The sequence below is a fragment of the Rhizobium sp. RSm-3 genome (assembly GCF_001854685.1).
Taxonomy (GTDB): domain Bacteria; phylum Pseudomonadota; class Alphaproteobacteria; order Rhizobiales; family Rhizobiaceae; genus Rhizobium; species Rhizobium ecuadorense.
Genome location: NZ_MAWZ01000024.1, coordinates 419,897 through 436,459, shown reverse-complemented (window position 1 = coordinate 436,459; position 16,563 = coordinate 419,897). Strand labels below are relative to the sequence as shown.

Genomic DNA, 16,563 nt, shown 5'->3' with positions numbered 1-16,563 from the left:
CGACGTGCGCCGGACGCGTCCAACGCAGCTACGTTCGATGCACACCTTGCCCGCCGCTTACCCGCCGGAGCTACTCAGGGAGTGCAATGCTCGGCCCTAAAACGCAAAAATTGCGTGAATTAATTGCCTGGCAATTGGGAACTCGGTCATAGAGGCAAGCGCACAGGTCTAGGAAACATCTGTATGAAGCCAGGCTGCTGGGCGATTCAGACGAGGATTGTGAGCACTGCGCCAAGCGATCGATGCATCGCGTCCGGGAGCGGAAAACGCCCTATCTTCGAGACCGGCCCAGTCCAACAAAAGCAGTAGGTCGCCACGTCTGGGGAGGTCGACAACCATTCGCGCGCGAAGCATTGTTCCCGAAGCCGCAATGTTGCGTTACTCTGCGGGTGCAGAATTTAGCCCAAAACTGCGGGGCCGAAATTTGCTGTTGTGAGAGGCTGTGCTATGCCCCACGCTCGGAAAGATCCGTTGCGCCGATTTTCGGCTGTCCGAACCCGCGACGTTGGTGAGCTTCGCCAGCGTCTGTCGGGTATGTTCTCGGTCCGGTCACTCGATATAGGCCGCGTAGCGCAGCAGGATTTCGAGGGACACCTCAATCACTGCGAGCTGCACGATGTCGGGCTGAGCTTTGCTCGATACGGTTCTTCGATTGAGGCATCCCTTTCGCATGGGGATTTTTATCTTCAAGGCTTTCCACTTCGAGGGGATGGCAGTTTTGTCGTCGACGGCTCAGAGACGACCGTCTCCCGCCGTCGTGGTTTGGTAACAGGGGTGGGCGCCGAGGTGCGACTTAGGTACTCACCGGACTTCGAGCATTTGATCGTGAGGATCAAGCCGCAAGCATTGATCAGGAAGCTCAGCGCGTTAATCGGCCGCCCTGTCGATCCACCGTTGACGATGGTGACCGACATCGCACCGGATTCCCAGGCTTCTGCCGCCCAGTTCCGCCTGCTGGAGTTTGTGATCGGAGAGCTCGACCGCGAAGACGCTTCGCTTCCGCCGCTCGTCCTGGCCGAACTTGAGCAAGCGCTCCTCGTCGCCTTCCTTTGCAGCAACCGCCATAATTATAGTCACCTACTCAACAAGCAGCCCCTCGCATCGGCGCCGTGGCAAGTGCGCAGGGTGGAGGAATATATCCGGCAGAACTGGGATCAGCCGCTGACCATCGAGGCCATGGCTCTGGTTGCAAACGCAAGCGTTCGCAGTCTCTTTTATGCTTTCAAGAAGGGTCGCGGTGTCTCTCCTATGACTTTCGTCAAGCAGGTTCGCATGCGTAACGCCAAGGCGATGCTGGCGAGCCCGAGTTCAACAACGAGTGTAACGTCGGTCGCCTACGCCTGCGGGTTTAGCAATCTCGGGCACTTCGCCAGATACTATTACAGCACTTTCGGAGAGCACCCATCCGATACGCTCAGGAAGGCGTTCCGCGACTCCGGCCCCCATTAGGCGCGACCAGCTTCGGTGGCTTGGAACGACACTGGTGCACAGATGACCACACTCACCGGGAAAGTTTCGGGGATCCGTGTGCAAGGAGGCAGTGGATTCAATGGACCGTCATTTCGCCGGAAAAACTCTTGTCTTCGGCATCGCAGACAGTGGCCCAGATGATCCGTGGGGCCATGCCGGCAAAATAGAGCACCACAGGTACTTGCCCAGATCGCGCTTGAAATCGCGCGATCTGGATCGTCATTGCGGTTAGACGAGGCGGCTCTGTTCCGTTGCCGCTTCGATGAAGCTGGCAAACAGCGGATGCGGGTCGAGCGGCCGGCTCTTCAGTTCGGGGTGATACTGCACGCCGATGAACCAGGGATGATCGGGATATTCGATCGTCTCCGGCAGCACGCCATCCGGCGACATGCCGGAGAAGACGAGGCCGCAGCTCTCGAGCCGGTCCTTGTAGTCGACATTGACCTCGTAGCGGTGGCGGTGACGCTCGGAAATATCGGTGGAACCGTAGATATCCGAGATCTTCGTGCCCTTCTTCAGCGCTGCCTTATAGGCGCCGAGACGCATCGTGCCGCCGAGATCGCCGGCTGCCGTGCGCTTCTGCAGCTCGTTGCCCTTGACCCATTCGGTCATCAGGCCGACCACCGGCTCCTTGGTCGGGCCGAATTCGGTCGAGGAAGCGCCGGACACGTCGGCGAGATTGCGCGCCGCCTCGATGACCGCCATCTGCATGCCGAAGCAGATCCCGAAATACGGCACCTTGCGTTCGCGGGCGAAGCGGGCGGCGTGGATCTTGCCTTCCGAACCGCGTTCGCCGAAGCCGCCGGGCACGAGGATGCCGTGCACCTTTTCCAGATAGGGCGCCGGATCTTCCTTTTCGAAGACCTCGGACTCGATCCATTCGAGCTTGACCTTGACGCGATTAGCGATGCCGCCGTGATGCAGCGCCTCGATCAGCGATTTATAGGCATCCTTGAGGCCGGTATATTTGCCGACGATCGCGATCGTCACCTCGCCCTCAGGCGTGCGGATGCGGTTGCAGACCTCTTCCCAGGGGTCGAGACGCGGCTTCGGCGCCGGCTCGATGCCGAAGGCTGCGAGCACCTCGTCATCCAGGCCTTCCTTGTGGTAGGCGATCGGCACATCGTAGATGTTGGCGACGTCGAGCGCCTGAATGACGGCCGACGGGCGCACGTTGCAGAACAGCGACAGCTTGCGGCGCTCGGCTTCCGGAATTTCGCGGTCGGCGCGCACCAACAGGATATCGGGATGAATGCCGAGCGCCTGCAGTTCCTTGACCGAATGCTGGGTCGGCTTGGTCTTGAGTTCGCCGGCTGCCGGAATATAGGGCATCAGCGTCAGGTGGACGTAGACGGCCGTGCCGCGCGGCAGGTCGTTGCCGAGCTGGCGGATCGCCTCCATAAACGGCATCGCCTCGATATCGCCGACCGTGCCGCCGATCTCGCAGATGACGAAGTCGTAATCGTCATTGCCCTCGATGACGAAATCCTTGATCTCGTTGGTGACGTGCGGGATGACCTGCACCGTCGCGCCGAGATAATCGCCGCGCCGTTCCTTGTCGATGATGTTCTTGTAGATGCGGCCGGTGGTGATGTTGTCGGTCTTGGTCGCCGAACGCCCCGTGAAGCGTTCGTAGTGGCCGAGATCGAGATCGGTTTCCGCGCCGTCGTCGGTGACGAAGACCTCGCCATGCTGAGTCGGGCTCATCGTGCCCGGGTCAACGTTCAGATAGGGATCGAGCTTGCGAAGCCGCACCCGATATCCACGGGCCTGCAGCAACGCTCCGAGAGCCGCGGCCGCAATTCCTTTTCCGAGAGAGGAAACCACGCCGCCAGTGATGAATACGTATCGCGCCATGGGATTCACCGGATACCTTTTCAAAAACGATTCCACCAGCCCCAAAAATTCTTTTCCGGAATTTTCGAAGCGTGGCGAAGGAATCTGAACAAAAGAAAACCGGCAGACCCGAGGGCCTGCCGGCGGTTTATGTCGAAGACCGGTTTACTGTCCCGTCGGGACGCCGGCCGGCTGAGCCGGTGCGGCCGGAGTTGCAGGCGCTGCCGGGGCAGTCGTTGCCGGAGCCGGCGCTGAAGGTTCGCTGGCAGCCGGAGCCGCTGGAGCGGTCGTTGCCGGAGCCCCACTGGCAGGAGCTTGAGCGGCGGGAGCCTGCGGTGCGGGCGTCGCAGCACCGCTGCTCGGAACGCCGTTGCCGGCCGGCTGGCTTGCCGGAGCCTGCGCACCGCCGCCGAGCGAATCGAGAATGCCGTTGCCCTGGCCGCCCGTTGCCGGAATGCGGTCGAGAATATCGCTCGGACGGCCTTCGTAACGGGTCAGAATGCCGAGGCCGAGCGAGGTGATGAAGAACAGGGTCGCAAGGATCGCGGTCGTGCGCGTCAGCGCATTGGCCGTGCCGCGCGCCGACATGAAGCCGGAACCGCCGCCAATGCCGAGGCCGCCGCCTTCAGAGCGCTGGATGAGCACGACGCCGACAAGGGCGAGCACGATCATGAGATGAATGACAATCAATACGGTCTGCATGGGTCCAGTCCTGCCCGCCTGGAGACGGACAAAGTTAAGAATTCTGGCGGCTCTTTACATGAGGCTTTCATCTATTCCAAGCCCTTCGGCCCGGAATAAGCCCCGGGATAAACGAATAACCCGGGAATAAAAACAATGCCTCAGGCGAGCAGCGCCTCATAGGCACGGTAGATGGCGAGGAAGTCGGCCGCTTTCAAGCTCGCCCCACCGATCAGCGCGCCGTCGACATTGGCGATGCCCATCAGCTCGCCGGCATTGGCCGGTTTGACCGAGCCGCCATAGAGAAGACGCATCTTGCGGCCTTCACCGCCGAAGCGGGCCACGAGTTCGGCACGCATGAAGGCATGCGCCTTTTCGACATCGCCCGCAGTCGGCGTCACTCCGGTGCCGATCGCCCAGATCGGCTCATAGGCGATCACGGTGTTCTCGGCGGTGGCGGCGTCCGGAACCGAGGCGGAAAGCTGACGCTTGATGACGTCGAGCGCCTGGCCTGTGCGGCGCTCATCGGCCGTTTCGCCGATGCAGATGATCGCCGTCAGCCCGGCGGCGAAGGCAGCCTCCGCCTTGGCGCGGACCAGATGATCCGTTTCGGCATGGTCGGTGCGCCGCTCGGAGTGGCCGACGATGACATAAGTGCCGTAACAATCGGCAATCATCTCGGTCGAGATATCGCCGGTATGCGCACCCGACGGGTTCTGATGGCAATCCTGAGCGCCGATCGCCAGCGGGCTGTCGGTGCAGAGCGCCGTCGCTACGTAGAGCAGCGTCGCCGGCGGGCAGATCAGCGCTTCGACCTTGTCGGCAAGCGGCGAGGAAACGCCCTCGGCGATCGCCTTGATTTGATCCAGGGAGGCACGCATGCCATTCATTTTCCAGTTTCCCGCCACGAGCGGGCGCACGTCAGGTGTCATGCCAGCCTTCCAAATTCTGCCTAGGCCTTGGGCCATATCAAAAGCGCGCGGCAAAGAAAAGCATGATGCCCTTGACGTAAGGGGAATCTCGGCGATCCCGCCTATATTTCTCCGAAATTCAACTGCTAGTCGGCAAGAATCCAATTCAAGACCCGGCGCCAGTCGATCATCCGGATCGGCGTCCCGTGGTTTCCGGTCTGAAACAGTGTGAAGTGCGTCGGATATTTGACCTTGTGCAGGCTTTCAAACAGCGCCTGCTGAGTGCTGGCGGCATAGACCGGGTCGCGGCTGCCATGGGCGAACCAGAGCGGTAGCTTCGCCTTGTAGAAGACGCTCCTGGTGAAATCGGGATCGGTGACGCCACTCATGACAAGCATGCCCTTCAGCCGCTTGACGCTGTCGCCATCGCGGGCAATGCCCCAGCAGACCTGGCTGCCCATCGAGGCACAGGACAGGATGATCGGCCGGCCGGGCGATTGTGCGCTGGCATAGCGGATCAGGCCGGCGATTGCCGCAACGCCGTTGCTGTCGAAACTCCTGACCGTCGGCGAATAATAGACGCCGCCATTACCGGCGACGAGGTTCTTCAGCCGGTTGAAATTGCCGCCGAAGCTGTAGTCGTTGGCGCCCAGCCGCCGGTCGCCGTCGCGGCCATGGATGAAAATCACCGTGAAGGCGGCATTCTGGGCCTGTCCCACCCTGGTGACATCGAGCTTGACGCCGTCGAGAGACAGGGTTTCGTCGACTTGAGCCTTGCGGATGCCGAGCGCCACATATTTCTGCTGCACCCGCTTTTGCGGGATCTGGTCGCGGCCGTTGATATCGCGCATCTCGTCATAGTCGATAACCTCGAAGGCGCCGTCATCGCCGGTCTGCAAGATGGCCTGCTTCGAAAACAGATCGTCCTTGAACGGCGGCAGCGCATCGCCCGCCCTCGCCGGCCCGACAGCCGACAAAACAGCCGCGGACAGGAAAAAGGCCGCAATTGCAGTGATGATGGTGCAATGACTTGTGGACATTCGCATTCGGATGGTTCCTGAAGCCTGCCGCCGCTTGCCATTCCGCGCCCGGCAACGCAAATCATGTGTGAAAAGCCGCCAAAACTGGCGGTGTCGCGTATAGAGGTGCTTTCTGGCAAAATCTGCCTGATTCGCAAACGTGACATGAAATGCGGTGATTTTGGGTCGGCGGCGGATGCAAGCCCCAAGCCTGACCCAAGACAGGATGAAGATCTGAACGGCTCCATGGACGATAGCAACGACCTCTTTTCCGGAATGCCCCTCTCTGAAAAACGCGAGGAGGCGCAGAAGCCTGCGGCCGAACGGCCGGCGGTGACGGCTGCGCCCGCCGCTGCCCCGCCTGCTGCTGGAGCCTCCTCTGCTGGAGCCTCTGCGCGCCCGGCACCCGCCGCGTCAAACGCCGATGAATACGGCGCCTCGTCGATCCGCGTCCTCGAAGGCCTCGAGCCGGTGCGCATGCGCCCGGGCATGTATATCGGCGGCACCGATGAAAAGGCGCTGCATCACCTTTTTGCCGAAGTCATCGACAATGCGATGGACGAGGCGGTCGCCGGACACGCCAATTTCATCGAGGTCTACCTCGACCTCGAGGGTTATCTGACCGTCTCCGACAACGGCCGCGGCATCCCCGTCGAGAACCATCCGCAGGTGCCGGGCAAGTCGACGCTCGAAGTCATCATGACCAAGCTGCATGCTGGCGGCAAATTCGACGGCAAGGCCTACGAGACCTCAGGCGGCCTGCACGGCGTCGGCGTCTCGGTCGTCAACGCCCTCTCCGACGACCTCGAAGTGGAAGTGGCACGCAACCGCAAGCTCTACCGCCAGCGCTTCTCCCGCGGCTTGCCGCAAGGCGGCCTGGAAGAATTGGGCGACGTCCACAATCGCCGCGGTACCCGCGTGCGCTTCCACCCCGACCCCCAGATCTTCGGGGATCACATGAAGTTCGACGCCGCCCGGGTGTTCCGGATGGCGCGCTCGAAGGCCTATCTGTTCGGCGGTGTCGAGATCCGCTGGAGCTGCGAGCCGGGCGTCTTGCCCGAAGGTTCAGAGGTGCCTGACAAGGCGGTCTTCCATTTCCCCGGCGGCCTGAAGGATTACCTCCAGGCGACGATGGGCAAGGAGTTCACCGTCACCCGCGAGATCTTCGCCGGCAAGACCGAGAAAACCAGCGGCCACGGCTCGATGGAATGGGCGATCACCTGGTACGGCGGCGATCCGCAGGTGCATTCCTATTGCAACACCATCCCGACTCCTGAAGGCGGCACGCATGAGGCCGGCCTGCGCATCGCGCTGACCAAGGGCCTGAAGGCCTATGCCGAGCTGACGCAGAACAAGCGCGCCGCGCAGATCACCACCGATGACGTGATGATCTCGGCCGTCGGCATGCTGTCGGTCTTCATCCGCGAGCCGGAATTCGTCGGCCAGACCAAGGACAAGCTTGCGACCGTCGAGGCCCAGCGCATCGTCGAGAACGCGCTGCGCGATCCCTTCGACCATTACCTTGCCGATAACCCGAATGAGTCGGCCAAGCTGCTCGACTGGGTGATCGAGCGCGCCGAGGAGCGCCTGCGCCGCCGCAAGGAAAAGGAAGTCAACCGCAAGACGGCGGTGCGCAAACTGCGCCTGCCCGGCAAGCTTGCCGACTGCTCGCAGAACACCGCCGAAGGTGCCGAACTCTTCATCGTCGAGGGCGATTCGGCAGGCGGTTCGGCCAAGCAGGCGCGCAACCGCGCCAATCAGGCGATCCTGCCGCTGCGCGGCAAGATCCTCAACGTCGCCAGCGCCGGCCGCGAAAAACTCGGCGCCAATCAGCAGCTCGCCGATCTCATCCAGGCGCTCGGCTGCGGCACCCGCTCGAAATACCGCGACGAAGACCTGCGCTACGAACGCATCATCGTCATGACCGATGCCGACGTCGACGGCGCCCATATCGCCTCGCTGCTGATCACCTTCTTCTATCAGGAGATGCCGGAGCTGGTGCGCGGCGGCCACCTCTTCCTCGCCGTGCCGCCGCTCTACAAGATCACCCAAGGGGCCAAATCCGCCTATGCCCGCGACGACAATCATCGCGCCGAGCTGATGCAGACGGAGTTCAAGGGCAAGGCCAAGGTCGAGATCAGCCGCTTCAAAGGTCTCGGCGAGATGATGCCCGCCCAGCTCAAGGAAACCACGATGGATCCGTCCAAACGCACCCTGCTGAAGGTGCTGATCGACGAGGTGGATTTCGAGGGCACCCGCAGCGCCGTCGACGACCTGATGGGCACCAAGCCGGAAGCCCGCTTCCGCTTCATCCAGGAACGCGCGGCCTTCGCTGAAAACCTCGATATTTAAGTTATAAGAGTCGCGCCGAACTGGAATAGATACCGTTCGGCGCGGCCTGCATTTTAGCATCTGCAATTTCACGGAACTGACGAAGAACCGTAACAACTCCGTCAAACAACGGGCGCATGAAGCGGTCGGCGTGCGGCCTTCTCCTGAGAAGAGCGGCTGCGCCGGTTCGAACCGTTTTTCAACCCATTGCCGGATTTTGCCATGACCAAGCGTTTTCTCGCGGCTGCCGCTTTCGTTTTCCTGTCCAGCACCGTCACCGCCAGCGCCACAGATATTGGGGCCAGCTTCGAAACGGCCTGCCCCTTCGGCGATTGCGCCGCCGGCATTTCGCTCTCCTATCTCGGTGAATTCGTTATCCCCACAGGCCATATGGAAAACGGCGTCGAGTTCGGTGGCATTTCCGGCCTCGATTTCGATGCCGCCACCGGCCACTATCTCGCCATCAGCGACGACCGCTCGGAAAGGGCGCCGGCCCGCTTCTATGAACTCGCCGTCGATGTCGATGCCTCGGGCCTCAAGGGCGTCTCCATCGTCAAGCAGACTACGCTGAAGGACAAGAACGGCGAACCCTTCGCCGCCAGGACCGTCGATCCCGAATCGATCCGTCTCGGCAAGGACGGCATTTACTGGGGCAGTGAAGGCGACGGCAAGGCGCTGCTTGCGCCCTTCGTCCGTGTCGCTGCGCCGGATGGTTCCTTCCTGCGCGAATTCAAGCTGCCGGAGGGCTTTGCGCCGACGGCCGATAAATCGACCGGCATTCGCGACAACCTCGCTTTCGAGGATCTGGCCGTGGCACCCTCGGGCGATGTCTTCGTCGGCGTTGAAGCCGCCCTCTATCAGGACGGCCCGAACCCGTCGCTGACCACGGGCAGCCTGTCGCGCATCATCCGTTATGACGGCGCAACCGGCGAGCCGAAGGCTCAGTACGTCTATCCGGTTTCACCGATCCCGCAGGCCGCAACCAAACCCGACGGCGGCAATGACAACGGCATGTCGGAAATGCTTGCGCTTGACGATCACCGCCTGCTCGCCGTCGAGCGCAGCTATGCCCAGGGCTACGGCAACACCATCAAGATCATGATGATGGATCTGGCCGATGCCACTGATATATCCGCCATCGCTTCGCTCGCCAAAACCGACCAGCGCGTCGTCCCCGCCCGCAAGAGCCAGATCCTTGATCTGAGAGCAATCGGGCTCGTCCCCGACAATATCGAGGCGATGTCGCTCGGCAAGGCCAAGGACGGCACCGACGTTCTCATTCTTGGTTCCGACAACAATTTCTCGACCGCCCAGAAGACTCAATTCTACGCCTTCAAGCTTCTCAAGCGTCCGCAGCAGTAAGACGCGCGGTCTGACGGCCGAATAGCGACGCTTTGTATACGCTTTCGGGGTGCGGACCTTGAAACAGCCGGGGTGATGGCCCATAACCAGAGGACAAGAAAAAGAAGAGGCGCGTGTGGGTGTGTTCGACCGTCAGAAAAGCAATCATGAACCGCGATGGCTCGGCTCGTCGGCGCCGACACGCACGCCGCTGATTCCCTCCATCTCGGCCGCACGCTGGCTGCTGGTTCTGATCGTCGCGGCCGGGGTTTACTTCTTCTACGGCTTCCTGGTGCCGGTGCTGGCAGCCCTGGTCATCGGCTTTGCCAGCTGGCCGCTCTACCGCAAGCTTCTTGCCCGCGTCGGCGGCAATACGACGGTCGCCGCGACCATCGCCATCATCATGATCGTCACCTTCCTGGTCATCCCGATCGGGCTTGCGGTCACCTATACGACAGGTGAAGTGCGCACCTGGGTTGCCTGGGCAATCCACGCCAACCGCGCCGGCGCCCCGACACCGGCCTGGATCGTCGCGCTGCCTTGGGCCGGCGCCTATCTCGATGAAGTCTGGACCAAATATATCGGCAGCCCCGGCGCCCTGGGCGAGGTCATCCAGGCGGTCAGCGGCGCCAATATCGGCAATATCTACCGTGCCGTGCTTGCGGCCGGCGGCGGCGCCTTCCACCTGCTGTTGACGCTGCTCTTCATGCTGATCGCGCTGTTCTTCGTCTATCGCGACGGTTTTTCCTTTTCCAAGCAGATCGACATGCTCGGCGAGCGCATCCTGCCGAACCGCTGGGAGCGCATTTCCCGCGTCGTGCCGGCGACGATCAGCTCCACCGTCATGGGCATGACGCTGATTGCGATCGGCGAAGGCATCGTGCTCGGACTTGCCTATTGGATTGCCGGCGTGCCGTCACCGGTAACCCTCGGCGTGCTGACGGGCGTGATGGCGCTGATCCCGGGCGGCGCGCCGCTCTCCTTCACGCTGGTCTCGATCTATCTGCTGGCCAGCGGCTCGCATGTCGCCGGTATCGGTCTCTTCGTCTGGGGTACGGTCGAACTCTTCATCGTCGACAAAACTCTGCGGCCGAAGCTCGTCGGCGGTCCGATCAAGCTGCCTTTCCTGCCGACTTTCTTCGGGCTTGTCGGCGGCGTCAAGACAATGGGCTTCCTCGGCCTCTTCATCGGCCCGGTGCTGATGGCGTTGATCGTCGCCATCTGGCGCGAATGGATCCACGAGGCCCGCAGCGCCGATAAGGGCGAAACGGGACCGCAGGTTCTCATCAACGAGCAAGCCCCACCGGCAATCCCCCGTATTGCCGAAGGCTGAAAAGGCCCTATTGCCGAAGGCTGAACCGGCCTTTGCAGACCGTCATCCCAGCCGCTTTTCCATGAACAGGCTGAGCGGGTCCGGCAGATAGCTGCCGAAAGGCTCGATGTCCCGGTAACCGTATTTGCGGTAGAGCGCGATCGCCTCGGGCTGGTAGATGCCGGTTTCGAGCCGGATTGCCGACAGCTGCTTCTCCCCAGCGATCGCTTCGAGCGCATGCATCAGGCCGCTGGCAATCCTCAGGCCCCTCGCCTCGGGATCGACGAACATGCGCTTGATTTCGGCGGTGCCGTCGCCAGCCTCGACGAGCGCGCAGCAGCCGACGATCGCATCGCCGTTGCGCGCGACCAGGAAGCTCACTGACGGCTTTTCCAGCAAGGAAAGGTCGACCAGATGGTTGCTCTCTGGGGGATAGAGCGACTGCGCATAGGCATCGGAAAGATCGAGAAGGCGGATGACGCCGTCCTGACGCGGCGGCTCCAGGGCGATGGTGACGGACATGCTGCTTCTTTCTGCCGGGCAGGCACAATTTTCCCGAGATGACCAAGAGTTAATGCCCTTGCCTTCATTCGGTTGGAATTGCGCCCTCTAAGACGATGACATGCTCAATAGCCAAGGAGACAGAATATGCAAGCGGTGCTGATCGCGATGACCATTCTCGGTTGCGACGACTCCATCAGCCAGTGCAACTATGTCGCGACCGTGGACAAGCGCTGGGAGACGGTTGCCGCCTGCGATGCCGAAGCCGAACGCCGGCTGAAAACCTATGCCAATGTCAGCTATCCCTCGGTGATCGCGGTCTGCGAGGCACCGAAAGCGCTCGCCGCCGCCGAACCGCCGAAACCGGCGCCCGTACCGCCGGCCGCACCCGAAGTCGCCGAACAGCATCCGCAGGGACTGCGTGGTTTTGCCGACGACATTGCTGGAAAGGTCCGCGACCATCTGCCCTCCGGCAGGAGCGTCAAGGACACGCTCGCCAAACCGGTGCATTTCGTCTCCGCCAGCTATTCCTGGGTGGTGACGCGGCTCGCCGATTGAGAAGAGCGCGGCCGCAAACTCATTCAGTTGAAATGTCGCCAGGCCAAACCTGGGCGCCGTGGAGGACGCGAAGGATCCGGATTAGGTCCTCCTGCACGACGTATGCGGCGATATAGGGCGTGCCTGGGATGACCAACTCCCGCGTACCTGCGATCCGTCCCGGTCTTCCGCTTTCCGGAAATTCGACGAGGCGACGAACGGCAAAAACGATTTTCTGGTCGACATGGACTGCCGCCCTTGGATTCTCGATTTCAATGTATGTGAAAATATTGTCTCGATCGGATACGGCACACCTGGCCCAGACAAGCCTCACGATTCAGCGGCCTGGCTCTTCCGCATTGCGGCCGCGCGCCTCTTCTCGAAGCTAGCCTCGACATCGGCATCATCAACATCGGCTCGGGTGTCATTGAGAGCTTCAAGGACCTTTCCACGAAACCATGTGTCATAAGCGTCGCTGTTGCTGATAAGTTCGAGCGGCAGAGCCCCCTCATTCGCGGTGCGGGTCAATAAAATGCGGACGACATCCGAGACTGTCAGGCCCATATCTTCCAGAACAGCCGTAGCGCGATCCTTGACGGCAGCATCTATGCGAGTTTGGACGAGCGCGTTTGATGCCATGCGGGGTCTCCTTGGATATGCTTCAATGTAATGCAATTGAATGACATATGCCAGCCAGGATCAATCTTATCCCAGCAGGGGACGAGCGGTGCGAGCGGTTTCTGAATTTATGCAGCCGCTAGCGCCGCATAGACACGGGCCGATTGCCGCTGTTCGGCGACCCCAAGTTTTTCCACCATATCGAGCAGTTCGCCGACCGCGCCGTGGGCGCCGTCATGGTGACGAAATTTTTCGAGAAGCCGGCTGCAGACGGTGCCGAGCACGCTGCCCGGTGCTTTCCTGGCGGCTTCGCGCCACAGTAGCGTCGCCTCCACGAAGATGACGCTGATATCCCTGGGCAGGCCGGCGGACTCGTAGAGCGCGCGCACGGCATGCATGCGTCCGGTCGCCAGGATCGAGCGAACCCGGCGCTCGCCGCACCCCGTCAGATTGACGATCGCTCCGGCGAAGAAATCCACCTTGCCGGCGCAGAGCGCACGCATCAGGAAGGACGGGGTCAGCCGGCCGTTGAGGCGCAGATGTTCGACGAGGTCGGGGATTTCGCGCGGCGCGATGTCGCCGGCGATCGAAACAATGGCAGCCTCGGTCGCCTCGCGGCTGATGCGCTGGAGCCGCTGCAGGCCGATCGCCGCCTGTGCCAGCGGCAGGCCGATCAGCGCATTGCTGACATGCTGGGTCAGCAATTGACGGGCGTCGGCCGGAAGATCGCTGCGGTCGAGAAGCAGGTTGCGGATGTCGCAGCAGTCGCCGAGCCGTTCGGCGATGCGTTTCAACGACAGGGTCGAGATCACCGCGCCGTCATTCTCGAGCAGGCAGAGCAGTTCCTCTTCGTCGCCGACCTCCGCAAGAGCGGCGGAGACAGGGCGCGTCACATGCGCCCTCGCCGCGATCAGCATGCGGGTGGCGCCGTTGCCGCGTGCGGCAAGGTCGACGAGATCGGCATCGCTTAAAAGCGGCGAACAGGTGACCGCGTGGCAGGCGACTTCGGGCTGGTCTTCGGCAAGCGAAAGGATCAGGCTGCGCGGCGCATCAGGCGACCAGGCGATCGCCTCGGCCAGTGCCAGCCGCACGCGCGGCGAAGGATCATCGAGCAGGAAGGTCATCGCCATCTCGGCCGCCGCCCGTTCGTCCACCGTCATCTCGGACTGCAGATAGGCCCGCCCGAGCGCGTTTGCGGCCCGGGCCCGGTCACCGGTCTTGGCCGTTTCGATCCAACGAAGGAAAGCTTCTACGATCACGCGACGCCCCAGCACTTGAACGCGATTCCCTCGCGTTTCATTCAATGCTGCGACGGTAGCGGCAAAAGGTTTAAGATTGGTTCACCATATTTCTTAAGCCTTTATATGCCTTGCGGCCGATCTAAACCTTCGGCAGGTGCGGCCGCATCATCTCGAAAACATCGCTGCCTTCGCTGTAATCCATGTAGCCCATACGGGCCAAGGGCCGAGCGATCGACATGTCGAGACGGCCATCCCTGACGATCGCCTCGTCAATGCGGATGCCGACCACCTCACCGAAGACGAGGACGTTTTCCGACGGTGTGCCCGACAGCGTCTTCGGCTCGATGATCTCGGTGACCCTGCATTCGAGCACCGCGAAAGCCTCGCCGACATAGGGCGCGTCGATGAGCTCGGCCTGCTTCGGCGTCAGCCCGGCGAAAGCAAATTCGCTCTCGCCATAGGGCAGCGCCGCCGAGGAAAGGTTCATCTTCTCGGCGAGATCGCGACCCACGAAATTGCAGGTGAAGACGCCGGTCTCGGCCGCGTTGCGCTGGCTGTCCTTGCGCCCTGCGGACGAAAACATCACCAGCTTCGGGCGGTCGGCAACGGCATTGAAGAAGGAATAGGGGGCGAGGTTGATCGAACCGTCCCTGCCCTTGCTGCCGATCCAGCCGATCGGGCGCGGCGACACGATCGCCTTGAACGGATCATGCGCCAGCCCGTGCCGGTTCCCGTCGGTGGTGTAAAACATCAGTTCTCCCCGCCGACCCAGGTCACGGTATCGGCAAGCTCCGGCCGCGGCCGCTCGATGGCCGGAAACGTCGTCGAGCCGATGTGGATGAAGCCCGCCACCTTTTCGTCGGGCCCGACGCCGAGCAGCGGATAGGCGCGCTCGTCATAGGCGAACCATTCCGTCAGCCAGTTGGCGACATAACCGCTGGCATTGGCGGCGAGGATGACGTTGAAGCAAAGCGCGCCGGCCGACATCAACTGCTCCCATTCCGGGATCTTGATATGCGGTCCTGCCTTGCTGACGACGGCAACCACCACCGGCGCACGGGTGAAACGGGCGCGCTCGACCTGGATCATCTCTTCGGAAAGCTCGGGTTTCGTCTGAAGTGCCAAGGTCAGAAGCTCTTCGCCGAGGCGGGCGCGCTCATCTCCGCGATAGACGATGAAGCGCCATGGCGCGATCTTGCCGTGATCGGGAACACGCGAGGCAAGACGCAGGATTTCCTCGATTTCGGCCTTCTCCGGGCCTGGTTCGCACATCTGGAACGCGGGGATGGAGCGGCGCACGGCGAGGTAGTCGATCAGCTTGATATCGGATTTCATGCGGGAGAAACTCTCATTTTTATGCTGCTGCAATGGGCGGGTCTTGAATTTGCCATCGCGTTGGTCTTGAAGTGGCCTTTGCGATTTCAGAAGTCAATCGGTTCACGAAACAGATGTTTGGCATTTCGCCTTTTGCACGCATCGGCCTTGCCATTGCCCTGACGATCCTGACGCCTCCAGGCGCCGGCGCTCAGGATGCCTTCAAGGAGTTCAAACAGCTTGAATCGACGTCGAAGATGCCGAAGCTCGATGCTTTCATCGCACCGGGTGCTGCGGCCGAAGGGGTCAAGCTGCGCGATGTGCCGATGGAAGCCAAGCTGACGGCGGACGGCACCCCGGTCGAAGAGGGCCTCTCCTGGTATGTCTTCAGCCCGATCGCCGGAGCCGACGGCAAGCTGCCGCTGATTGCCAGCGCCAAGGGCGGACCCGCTGCCTTCCAGCTCGCTCCCGGCGATTATTTCGTCAACGTCTCTTTCGGCCGCGCCGGCGTCACCAAGAAACTGACCGTGCCCGCTGACGGCGAGGTCGACAAGCAGGTGATGGTGCTCGATGCCGGCGGCCTGCTGCTCAATGCCGTCTCCGGCACCGATGCCCGCATCCGCCCCGACCAGTTGAGCTTCTCGATCTATTCCTCGGAAGTGCGCGACGACGGCGAGCGCGGCCTCGTCGTGGCCGATGTCTCGCCGAACACCGTCGTCCGTCTCAATGCCGGCACCTATCACATCGTTTCCGAATATGGCAGCGTCAATGCCGTCATCCGCGCCGATATCCAGGTCGAAGCCGGCAAGCTGACCGAAGCGACGATCCAGCATCGCGCCGCGCAGGTCACCTTCAAGCTGGTCTCCGATGCCGGCGGCGAGGCGATCGCCGATACGGCATGGTCGATCCTGACAGCGGCCGGCGACAGCGTCGGCGAAAGCGTCAGCGCCTTCCCGACCATGGTTCTCGCCGAAGGCGGATATTCCGCCGTCGCCCGCAACAAGGACAAGATCTACCAGCGCGATTTCACCGTCGTCGCCGGCAGGAATACCGATGTCGAGGTTCTGATGAAGGACCAGCAGCCGCAGCCGCCGGTGAACGACGCGGCCCGCACGGTGCAGCAAGTGCCTGTCGGCACGCCGCCGCCGCCAGGCGTCCAGCCGGCTCCGGTGGCGCCACTCCCGTCCTACGAACAGCTCGCGCCGCAAGGCGGCGACGACTCCAGTCTCGATTGATTGTACCGCAAGCGGTCTCGGCTCAGCCGGGACGGGCGCGCTTCGGCAGCACCGCTGACATGAGAGGCTCATGATAGCGCCGCTGACCGTCCAGACAGGAAGCGTTCCGAGCGCGCGTTCCATCTTTGGCATGGGAAATTCTTTGAAGCGCATTGCAGCGTGTTTATTCGCTGCATGATCGTGACGGCAATATCGCGGCCTTTGATCAGATTTCCG

16 protein-coding genes are annotated in these 16,563 nt (G+C 62.0%); 6 read left to right on the top strand and 10 right to left on the bottom strand.

The genetic code is table 11. The features are described 5' to 3' along the window. Positions 1-471: 471 nt before the first annotated feature. Complete coding sequence (locus tag BBJ66_RS21165) at positions 472-1,449, top strand: AraC family transcriptional regulator (RefSeq protein WP_071089560.1); 978 nt, start codon at positions 472-474, stop codon at positions 1,447-1,449. A gap of 249 nt (positions 1,450-1,698) precedes the next feature. Here the strand turns inward: BBJ66_RS21165 and BBJ66_RS21160 are convergent, their stop codons facing one another. The 4 genes from BBJ66_RS21160 to BBJ66_RS21145 all read right to left on the bottom strand — a co-directional run bounded on the left by BBJ66_RS21160 (position 1,699) and on the right by BBJ66_RS21145 (position 5,944). Further along, a complete protein-coding gene (locus BBJ66_RS21160) occupies positions 1,699-3,327 on the bottom strand; it encodes a CTP synthase (RefSeq protein ID WP_012557733.1) in 1,629 nt (542 codons plus the stop codon). Positions 3,328-3,471: 144 nt separating this feature from the next. Continuing rightward, the gene (gene secG, locus BBJ66_RS21155; RefSeq protein WP_071089557.1) at positions 3,472-4,008 is read right to left on the bottom strand and encodes a preprotein translocase subunit SecG; all 537 of its coding nucleotides are present in this window, start codon (positions 4,006-4,008) and stop codon (positions 3,472-3,474) included. Positions 4,009-4,148: 140 nt separating this feature from the next. Further along, on the bottom strand, positions 4,149-4,919 hold the full coding sequence (tpiA, locus tag BBJ66_RS21150; protein ID WP_071089554.1) for a triose-phosphate isomerase: 771 nt from the start codon (positions 4,917-4,919) through the stop codon (positions 4,149-4,151). A 125-nt stretch (positions 4,920-5,044) separates the two neighbouring features. Next, positions 5,045-5,944 (bottom strand): phospholipase, encoded by a 900-nt coding sequence (locus tag BBJ66_RS21145; RefSeq protein WP_071089551.1) that lies wholly within the window; start codon positions 5,942-5,944, stop codon positions 5,045-5,047. A gap of 219 nt (positions 5,945-6,163) precedes the next feature. Between BBJ66_RS21145 and parE the strand changes: the two genes are divergently transcribed. From parE to BBJ66_RS21130, 3 genes are all read left to right on the top strand, one after another. Continuing rightward, complete coding sequence (gene parE / locus BBJ66_RS21140; protein WP_071089549.1) at positions 6,164-8,269, top strand: DNA topoisomerase IV subunit B; 2,106 nt, start codon at positions 6,164-6,166, stop codon at positions 8,267-8,269. Between the two features lie 201 nt (positions 8,270-8,470). After that, positions 8,471-9,610 carry an esterase-like activity of phytase family protein gene (locus BBJ66_RS21135; RefSeq protein WP_071089546.1) on the top strand — a complete coding sequence of 380 codons (1,140 nt, stop codon included), beginning with the start codon at positions 8,471-8,473 and terminating at the stop codon, positions 9,608-9,610. 115 nt (positions 9,611-9,725) lie between these two features. Further along, positions 9,726-10,922 carry an AI-2E family transporter gene (locus tag BBJ66_RS21130; protein ID WP_071089543.1) on the top strand — a complete coding sequence of 399 codons (1,197 nt, stop codon included), beginning with the start codon at positions 9,726-9,728 and terminating at the stop codon, positions 10,920-10,922. 42 nt (positions 10,923-10,964) lie between these two features. On the opposite strand, the gene BBJ66_RS21125 is transcribed toward BBJ66_RS21130, so the two are convergent. After that, positions 10,965-11,423 carry a GNAT family N-acetyltransferase gene (locus BBJ66_RS21125; RefSeq protein WP_071089540.1) on the bottom strand — a complete coding sequence of 153 codons (459 nt, stop codon included), beginning with the start codon at positions 11,421-11,423 and terminating at the stop codon, positions 10,965-10,967. 126 nt (positions 11,424-11,549) lie between these two features. On the opposite strand from BBJ66_RS21125, the gene BBJ66_RS21120 reads away from it, so the two are divergent. Continuing rightward, a complete protein-coding gene (locus BBJ66_RS21120) occupies positions 11,550-11,960 on the top strand; it encodes a hypothetical protein (protein WP_071089537.1) in 411 nt (136 codons plus the stop codon). Between the two features lie 19 nt (positions 11,961-11,979). Here BBJ66_RS21120 and BBJ66_RS21115 read toward each other — a convergent pair whose 3' ends face one another. The 5 genes from BBJ66_RS21115 to BBJ66_RS21095 all read right to left on the bottom strand — a co-directional run bounded on the left by BBJ66_RS21115 (position 11,980) and on the right by BBJ66_RS21095 (position 15,133). Next, on the bottom strand, positions 11,980-12,273 hold the full coding sequence (locus BBJ66_RS21115) for a type II toxin-antitoxin system RelE/ParE family toxin (RefSeq protein ID WP_071089534.1): 294 nt from the start codon (positions 12,271-12,273) through the stop codon (positions 11,980-11,982). Then, positions 12,270-12,578 carry a type II toxin-antitoxin system RelB/DinJ family antitoxin gene (locus tag BBJ66_RS21110; RefSeq protein WP_071089532.1) on the bottom strand — a complete coding sequence of 103 codons (309 nt, stop codon included), beginning with the start codon at positions 12,576-12,578 and terminating at the stop codon, positions 12,270-12,272. The genes BBJ66_RS21115 and BBJ66_RS21110 overlap by 4 nt, the downstream gene beginning before the upstream one ends. Before the next feature lie 107 nt (positions 12,579-12,685). Then, complete coding sequence (locus BBJ66_RS21105; RefSeq protein WP_071089529.1) at positions 12,686-13,831, bottom strand: DUF2336 domain-containing protein; 1,146 nt, start codon at positions 13,829-13,831, stop codon at positions 12,686-12,688. Positions 13,832-13,937: 106 nt separating this feature from the next. Beyond that, positions 13,938-14,549, bottom strand: coding sequence for a flavin reductase family protein (locus BBJ66_RS21100; RefSeq protein WP_071089525.1), 612 nt, complete (start codon positions 14,547-14,549; stop codon positions 13,938-13,940). After that, positions 14,549-15,133 carry a nitroreductase family protein gene (locus BBJ66_RS21095; protein WP_049735404.1) on the bottom strand — a complete coding sequence of 195 codons (585 nt, stop codon included), beginning with the start codon at positions 15,131-15,133 and terminating at the stop codon, positions 14,549-14,551. The genes BBJ66_RS21100 and BBJ66_RS21095 overlap by 1 nt, the downstream gene beginning before the upstream one ends. A gap of 113 nt (positions 15,134-15,246) precedes the next feature. On the opposite strand from BBJ66_RS21095, the gene BBJ66_RS21090 reads away from it, so the two are divergent. After that, positions 15,247-16,347, top strand: coding sequence for a hypothetical protein (locus BBJ66_RS21090; protein ID WP_049735617.1), 1,101 nt, complete (start codon positions 15,247-15,249; stop codon positions 16,345-16,347). Positions 16,348-16,563 lie beyond the last annotated feature (216 nt).

Coding starts and splice junctions, on each gene's coding strand:
- secG (WP_071089557.1), bottom strand. CDS start 4,008: ATGCAGACCGTATTGATTGTCATTCATCTCATGATCGTGCTCGCCCTT.
- parE (WP_071089549.1), top strand. CDS start 6,164: ATGGACGATAGCAACGACCTCTTTTCCGGAATGCCCCTCTCTGAAAAA.
- BBJ66_RS21125 (WP_071089540.1), bottom strand. CDS start 11,423: ATGTCCGTCACCATCGCCCTGGAGCCGCCGCGTCAGGACGGCGTCATC.
- BBJ66_RS21090 (WP_049735617.1), top strand. CDS start 15,247: ATGTTTGGCATTTCGCCTTTTGCACGCATCGGCCTTGCCATTGCCCTG.
- BBJ66_RS21145 (WP_071089551.1), bottom strand. CDS start 5,944: ATGCGAATGTCCACAAGTCATTGCACCATCATCACTGCAATTGCGGCC.
- BBJ66_RS21120 (WP_071089537.1), top strand. CDS start 11,550: ATGCAAGCGGTGCTGATCGCGATGACCATTCTCGGTTGCGACGACTCC.
- BBJ66_RS21160 (WP_012557733.1), bottom strand. CDS start 3,327: ATGGCGCGATACGTATTCATCACTGGCGGCGTGGTTTCCTCTCTCGGA.
- BBJ66_RS21100 (WP_071089525.1), bottom strand. CDS start 14,549: ATGTTTTACACCACCGACGGGAACCGGCACGGGCTGGCGCATGATCCG.
- tpiA (WP_071089554.1), bottom strand. CDS start 4,919: ATGACACCTGACGTGCGCCCGCTCGTGGCGGGAAACTGGAAAATGAAT.
- BBJ66_RS21095 (WP_049735404.1), bottom strand. CDS start 15,133: ATGAAATCCGATATCAAGCTGATCGACTACCTCGCCGTGCGCCGCTCC.
- BBJ66_RS21135 (WP_071089546.1), top strand. CDS start 8,471: ATGACCAAGCGTTTTCTCGCGGCTGCCGCTTTCGTTTTCCTGTCCAGC.
- BBJ66_RS21110 (WP_071089532.1), bottom strand. CDS start 12,578: ATGGCATCAAACGCGCTCGTCCAAACTCGCATAGATGCTGCCGTCAAG.